6 protein-coding genes and 1 riboswitch are annotated in these 7,135 nt (G+C 43.1%); of the genes, 2 read left to right on the forward strand and 4 right to left on the reverse strand.

The features are described from left to right. The first annotated feature begins 303 nt into the window (after positions 1-303). Positions 304-768, forward strand: coding sequence for an RNA recognition motif domain-containing protein (locus EV690_RS02975; RefSeq protein ID WP_131911462.1), 465 nt, complete (start codon positions 304-306; stop codon positions 766-768). On the opposite strand, the gene murI is transcribed toward EV690_RS02975, so the two are convergent. The 3 genes from murI to EV690_RS02990 all read right to left on the reverse strand — a co-directional run bounded on the left by murI (position 689) and on the right by EV690_RS02990 (position 4,930). Further along, positions 689-1,546: a glutamate racemase gene (murI, locus tag EV690_RS02980; protein ID WP_165872639.1), complete on the reverse strand. Its 858-nt coding sequence runs from the start codon at positions 1,544-1,546 to the stop codon at positions 689-691. The two genes, EV690_RS02975 and murI, sit on opposite strands and share 80 nt — an antisense overlap. Before the next feature lie 97 nt (positions 1,547-1,643). Continuing rightward, the gene (gene brnQ, locus EV690_RS02985; RefSeq protein WP_131911464.1) at positions 1,644-2,960 is read right to left on the reverse strand and encodes a branched-chain amino acid transport system II carrier protein; all 1,317 of its coding nucleotides are present in this window, start codon (positions 2,958-2,960) and stop codon (positions 1,644-1,646) included. Positions 2,961-3,136: 176 nt separating this feature from the next. Further along, positions 3,137-4,930, reverse strand: coding sequence for a TonB-dependent receptor domain-containing protein (locus tag EV690_RS02990; RefSeq protein WP_131911465.1), 1,794 nt, complete (start codon positions 4,928-4,930; stop codon positions 3,137-3,139). Between the two features lie 28 nt (positions 4,931-4,958). Continuing rightward, positions 4,959-5,178, reverse strand: a riboswitch (cobalamin riboswitch). Between the two features lie 246 nt (positions 5,179-5,424). Between EV690_RS02990 and trmA the strand changes: the two genes are divergently transcribed. Next, complete coding sequence (gene trmA, locus EV690_RS02995) at positions 5,425-6,525, forward strand: tRNA (uridine(54)-C5)-methyltransferase TrmA (RefSeq protein ID WP_131911466.1); 1,101 nt, start codon at positions 5,425-5,427, stop codon at positions 6,523-6,525. Between the two features lie 57 nt (positions 6,526-6,582). Here the strand turns inward: trmA and EV690_RS18685 are convergent, their stop codons facing one another. Continuing rightward, a complete protein-coding gene (locus tag EV690_RS18685) occupies positions 6,583-6,702 on the reverse strand; it encodes a DUF1422 family protein (protein WP_131911467.1) in 120 nt (39 codons plus the stop codon). Positions 6,703-7,135 lie beyond the last annotated feature (433 nt).

Genomic DNA, 7,135 nt, shown 5'->3' on the forward strand with positions numbered 1-7,135 from the left:
CGTTTGTGCCGTGTCAGTGGGGGCGTATTATAGGGATCTCGACGCAGGGTGCAAGTGCTTTTTTCAATAAATTTAAAACTTTTTCAAAAACACAGTATTCGCACATGTTAACCACAGTTTTATCCACAAAATTAAAATTCTTCTCTCTAAACATGGCGAAAACTTAGCTACTTTTATGCTACATTGAAAGTTTAATCAATAGTATTTGTAATACTCACTGAATATTACTGTATTGATTAGATTATTTTCGTGGAATACACAATCAAAATCGAAATGGATTTTTCTATAAACTAGTGGTTGATTATGAAAACACCTTTATCTTTGTCTATTATCTTAACGATCGTATGTGCAGTGGTTTTAGCTGTATTAACTGCACTGGTAGGTAAAAACTTATCTGCGCCAATGGCGATGAGCATCGGTAGTATTATTACCGGACTCGTTGTAGCTTTTGTCAGACCGTCACCAATTTCACCCAAAAGCGAAACAAGTAGCTCATCGGAATCCACTCAGACACTTTATGTTGGAAATCTTCCTTACCGAGCCAATGAAACCGCTGTTCGTGAACTATTTGCCCAATATGGACATGTTGTTTCGGTTCGTCTTTTAAAAGATAAACATACCGGCAAACGCCGGGGCTTTGGATTTGTTGAAATGACAGAACAAGGAGCTCTTGCCGCTCAAAAAGCACTTAATGAGCAAGACTTTCAACATCGGACATTAAAAGTTCGTCCGGCCAATGAGCGCAAAGATCATTCTCAAGAGGATTAAGTTCACTAAATCGTAGTGCTTTAAATGATGCCCACAGTAGATCCGTGTGGGCATTTTTTTGGGTGAAATACCCAACTCGTGCCCCCATTTTATAACACCCTGTCTGTTTTATATTAAGTAGTGAGGCTACGCGCTGAGCAACGGCTTGGCCCGAATCAACCAAACAAACCTTATCCCCCAACACCTGATGAAGTTCATCTCTAAGCAGTGGGAAATGCGTGCATCCCAATACCACAACATCCGGTTGCACATCTCCGTCAAGCCAAGCTGAGAGTATCGGACGTAATCGTGTTTGTATCTGAATACAATCGCCTGAGAGCTTTTGTTCAGCGAGTTCAACTAGCTTAGTGGAACCTATTTTGAGCACCAAACAGTGATTAGAAAAGCGCTCAATCAGTTGCTTGGTATAGCAACGTTGAATCGTTGCAGGTGTTGCTAATAAGCCAATAATTTTAGACTTAGATATTTGGCAAGCGGGTTTTATAGCGGGAACAACCCCTACAACTGGAATAGAGAGCATCTGCCGAAGCGGTTTTAAAACAACGGTACTGGCCGTATTGCAGGCAATCACCAATAAGTCTGGACGCTGCTGCTGGCAAAAAGGAACCACTAAATCTAGAACCCGCGCAACTAATGTTGCCTCATTAAGTTCGCCATATGGAAAAAGGGCATTATCAAATAGATAACTTAATTGATAACTGCCAAGCTGACTGTCTAGTGAACGGACAATCGATAACCCGCCTACGCCAGAATCAAATACAGCCAGATGGGGCGTCATGGACATCTCTTTTTACGAAAATTAGAAATGGTCCTTAGTTTACGCCGCAATCAGTTCCGGGCCAATGAGTTTATATTCTAGCTCAGCGGGACACTAACTAATGGATGCTTTGGCTTTGCACCAACTTGAAGGGCAAAACCCGATCAATCACTAACATGGCAACCAGAATAATAAGTGTTGGGCACAACCACCCCATTCCGACAGCCAGTAAAGGCAAACGGTCAAACCAGTACACATTTAGATCTAACCGGTGGATCACATCGATCAACGAAAAGATAAAACTCACCGCTAACACAAACCGATAGACCAACTTAGGATTGGCCAACTTATGTCTTATAAAGGTTAATAACACCAACATAATGATCGTAGGATAGAGTGCCAACAAAACAGGAATCGATAAATTAATTAGTTGCTTAAGCCCTATATTCGTAATGATAGCACTGAGTACGCCAACCCCCACCACCCAATAACGAACGCCAACTCCGCTTAATCGAGAAAAATATTCTGAGCTAGCAGATGTTAAACCAATGGCTGTTGTGAGACAGGCTAGCAGTACAATGGTCGACAAAACCCACTGTCCATAGGGGCCAAATAGCGACTGAACATAAATACTTAAAATATCACTCCCCGTTTTGGCATGTGCCGCAATTTGCGAACTGGTTGCACCTAAATAAAAGAGAGAGACATACACAAATGCTAGCCCTGCAGCAGCAATCAGGGCAGAAAAAAAGAGGTATCGTGCAACTGCTTTTTTCTGCGTAATCCCTTTAGAGCCAATGGCATCAACCATCAGCATCCCAAACAACAGTGCTCCAAATGTGTCCATGGTGTTATAACCATCTAAGAAACCACTGGCCAGTGGCATATCAATATAATGGCCTTTTGCACCAATAATATGTCCTTGGGGGGCCAAGAACACCCCCAGCGAGAGGACAATCAATCCAATCAATAGTACAGGAGTCAATAACTTACCAATAGTATCGATCAGGCGTCCTTGGCGAAGCGCAAAGACAATAACCAACATAAAAAAGACGCCAGAGAAAATAGCTAATCTGTCTGACCCTGCTCCTATAAATGGCTTGATCGCCATATCAAAAGAAACAGCTGCAGTTCGGGGAATCGCAAACGCTGGACCAATAATAATAAACATCACAACGACAATGAGTACCGATATTTTGCGGGGAAGCTCCTGACTAATGGCCTCCCATGAACCACCAGCAATCGCTATTGCAATCAAGCTTAATAAAGGCAATCCAACCGCTGTTAATAAAAAACCGCCCATTGCACTGATATAATGTTCTCCTGCAAATTGCCCCGCTTGAGGAGGGAAAATTATATTCCCCGCCCCCAGAAAAAATGCAAAAAGCATAAATCCAAGAGCGATAATATCGGTCGTCTTCAGCGTTTGCTTCACTATATTTCCTACTACATTAATTTTTATATCGAGGACATTTTGTGTATGGATCAAGCCTAAAAGGTGGTTTATACACAAAGAAAGGGCGGGATCATGACGATTTGTAGCTCATTGATCAACCCTAATTTAAGATAAATCATTACTTAAAATAAGGTTGATCAAATAACCTACTGATTTTAAAAATCGTACTGGGCCGTCAGATTCGTCTGGATACCAGGCGCAAGATAACTAGCGACTTGTTGATAATCGCGATCAAACAAGTTATGCACTGATGCAGATAATTTAAACGCAGAAGTAAACTGATAACCTGCAGCAATATTCATTGTCCAGTAACTCGGCAGTCGCTCGGTTGAAGAACTAAAGCGGTGACCACTCCAATTAATTCCAGTATGGAGGTTTAATTTCGGCAACACTAACCAGTCTGCCTGCCATTTACCACTATTCCAAGGACGATAGATTAAGACTTTGTTCGTCTGCTTATTTTCACTATCGAGATAGGTATAGCTCAGTTGTTGTTGAATAGGCCCTGTGGCAAATTTTAAGATCAATTCACTACCCATGATACGGGCCTTACTAATATTTTCTGATGTTGAATAATCAGAAGTAGTCTCAATCAAGTCTCGATAGTTAGTGTGGTAGAGGTTCCATTGATAGTGAATATTTTGAATTTGCCCTTTAAAACCTAACTCAAGGTTTTGTGACTTCTCCGGTTTAAGATTTGGATTCCCCTGATAACCATACGACAAAGGCCAATAGAGATCATTAAAGCTCGGCGCATGAAAAGCAGTTCCATAACTTAATGTGACCTGCTGATTACTCAGATAAGACCAGCCACCAGCAACCGAATAGGTTGTGTTATTGCCATAACGTTCGTTGTGATCCTGGCGTAAACTGGCATCAACATGATATGGCCCCTGCATATATGAGACACTTGAATAGCCGCCGATATTATAGCGTTTAGTTTGGGAATACTCGATGCTAGAGCGCCCCAGATCGGATTGGCGAGCATCAATCCCGGCGTCAATCTGCCAGTTATCATTTAACTGCCAGCTGTTGAGCCAACTGCCCGCATAGCGCTGCGTTACAAAGCGCGAATAAGAACTGCTGTAATCACGCGAGTCATCCACACCGTAATTTAAATTCCAATGCGAGCTATAAGCGTCACTATCATAAAACAGCGAGCTGCTAAAATATTGCTGAATAAGGGTGTTATTTGCCTCAGTCGTCATACCATAGCCATTATACTGACCATGTCCACGGTTAAGTATCATTTCACCGTCAGCCGACCAATTATCATTAAAACGATGCTGAAGAGTAAAAAGTGCCTGTTGGGTACTATAACCGTAATTATGAGCCGGTGTGGAATCAGGTTTGAAGTTATAGCCATCACTTCCCTCAGCATCTAAATTGGCCTGAAATTGAGTGTCATCACCGATAGGATGGACAAAACGCCAACCGCTCTGCCAATAGTTATGGGCTCCCAAACCAAGTCGCAGGCGGTTCACTTTTTCTTTGGCACTAGGCTTGGTAATGATATTCACCACACCAGCCATCGCATCGGCACCATAACGGGCCGCTCTTGGCCCACGGATAATCTCAATTCGCTCAACCATACTGGTTGGTAAGAAGTTAAATGAACCAGATCCAGCACTGGCATTCATCGCGCGCACGCCATCAATTAAGACAAGAGTCTGATTCGAGTTACTGCCACGAATTGACAACGACGTCGCTGTTCCACGGCCACCAGAGCGGCGGATTTGTACCCCCGGCTGCATCGCTAAAACATCTGCAATTGATTTAACTTGCATCTGTTCGATTTGCTTAGCACTAATAACTGTAAAAGGAGCAAGAACATTATTAATTGATTGTGGCATTCGGTTAGCAGTGACAATCATATCATTACCCTGCATACTTGCCTGCGCATGACTTACAAAGGGGATAAGGGCCCCTAACACCCAGAAAGATTTCATGATGTATCCTAAGAACGCGTTAGTCTAGATGATTGAGAAGCATCAGGCAGGTATTCGGACTTCGAGACCATTAGATAATGGCGGTTTCCCTTCCCATCGCATCTGCGAAAGTGGTCCATTATGAACCTCAACATAGGTTCAAAATTGGATAAACCATTGCTATCGTTACCGCTGCGCGCCAGCTCTGGATTTTCACCAGATTCCCTTTTAAGCGGATCGTACCGCCACTCTAATGCTGTTTTAACCAGTTACCTTATAAGTTTACTGAAAAATCCTCCTTTGGGATAACTCAAATTATTCATCATCCAGGCAGCTCTCTAATACTGCCCAATCACGATATGAAGTTAGTAAGGCAATCGATGTCATGAAAGGAAGATGAATGAGGTCATTTTGACCCAAAATTATTTTGCAAAAAACCAGAGGTTCCCCTTGTACAACGAAAAATGCACTCTAAAATGGCCCCCCTAGCACCCCTTGGCATGAGATAAGACTTTATGGCAGACATTGCCTACTATCCAGAACAATATCAATCTTTGCTTGAACAAAAAGTTGCCCGTATTCAAGCACGTTTTGAATGTATCACCCAAATGAAGCCTCAGATTTTTGCCTCACAACCCAGTCATTATCGAATGCGTGCCGAATTTCGGGTCTGGCATGATGGCGACGATCTTTATTACATCATGTTTGACCCACAGACCAAGCAGAAAATCCGCATTGACCAATTCGGCCCTGCAAGCGAGCTAATCAACCAGGTGATGGTTGAATTAGTCGAACGTCTCAAGGGCAATCAGATGCTGCGCCATAAGTTATTTCAAGTCGATTTTCTCTCAACGCAAAGCGACCAAATTGTCGTCAGCTTGCTTTACCATAAGAAGTTAGACTCAGCTTGGCAAAACGAAGCCGTCCAGCTGCGCGATACGCTGCGAGAGCAATTTAACCTACATTTGATTGGCCGTGCCCGCAAACAAAAAATCTTACTTGATCAAGATTTTGTCGTCGAAACATTGAACGTGAATCAACGTCCGATTCACTACAAACAGGTCGAGAATAGCTTTACCCAACCCAATGCTGGGATCAATGAAAAAATGCTGGGCTGGGCGCTGGATGTCACCGAAAAACAAAGTGGTGATTTGCTGGAGCTTTATTGTGGTAACGGGAACTTTTCACTCGCTTTAGCAGAGAATTTCAAACGGGTCTTAGCGACTGAAATTGCAAAACCCTCTGTCGATTCAGCCCAATTTAATATCCGCGTCAATCAGATTGAAAACGTTAAAATCTTACGGATGTCAGCCGAAGAATTTACCGAGGCCATGCAAGGGCGAACCTTCCGCCGCTTAGCGCAAGCCAATGTGTCACTCGATGATTATCAATGTGACACGATTTTTGTCGATCCTCCCAGAGCGGGACTCGATGACGCCACATTAGCGATGGTTAACAGCTACGCCAATATTTTATATATTTCCTGTAATCCAGCGACGCTATTAGAAAACCTGCAAACCCTGACAAAAACACATCAATTAAGTCAGTGGGCCATCTTTGATCAATTCCCTTATACTGAGCATGCCGAAGTGGGCGTCTGGCTGAACGCAAAATAGTCATGTTTCCACATGCAAGGCCTACTAATTAGGGCCTTGCTTAGCTTTATGTCCCCCTTAAGAAATTACCAGATAAACGACCAATACAAGAACAATCAGTGCGGGTAAAAAATTATGACCCCAACTTGGATATTGAACCCGCAATAATGCTGAATAACCGACCATACCAAGTCCCAAAGCCGCTACTCATTGCAATAGCGAGCGGTCCAGCTCAGGGGCTTTAAAAATAGTCACATGAAACAGACGAGCCAAAGGATCAGTGTCACCTAACGAAATAAAGTCCAAGGCACTATCGAGATAGCTCGCATAGAAAAGGGGCATTCATGCTCGCGCCGAAGAGCAGAGCCAAATCAAGATTTGATAATCACTATTGATAGATTCTTCCCCTAAAGCCTCTCCCTACTAGCCACTATGCCAAGGTAGAAGACACTTGCTGTAGCATAGTGTAAAAAATTGTCTTATGGTGCTCTAGGGACTGTTGACCTTTGGTGGTTGAATTTTGTTCAAATTAAACCCATTTTGAACGCGGCGCACCCTGCGTCGCTTAATGAGTGAAGCAAGCAGGGGGCAACAAAGTTCAGGATGCGTTTAAATGAACCCCAAGGGCAGT

Source organism: Celerinatantimonas diazotrophica (assembly GCF_004339545.1).
In the GTDB taxonomy this organism is placed as follows: Bacteria; Pseudomonadota; Gammaproteobacteria; order Enterobacterales; family Celerinatantimonadaceae; genus Celerinatantimonas; species Celerinatantimonas diazotrophica.

Coding starts and splice junctions, on each gene's coding strand:
- EV690_RS02975 (WP_131911462.1), top strand. CDS start 304: ATGAAAACACCTTTATCTTTGTCTATTATCTTAACGATCGTATGTGCA.
- murI (WP_165872639.1), bottom strand. CDS start 1,546: ATGACGCCCCATCTGGCTGTATTTGATTCTGGCGTAGGCGGGTTATCG.
- EV690_RS02990 (WP_131911465.1), bottom strand. CDS start 4,930: ATGAAATCTTTCTGGGTGTTAGGGGCCCTTATCCCCTTTGTAAGTCAT.
- trmA (WP_131911466.1), top strand. CDS start 5,425: ATGGCAGACATTGCCTACTATCCAGAACAATATCAATCTTTGCTTGAA.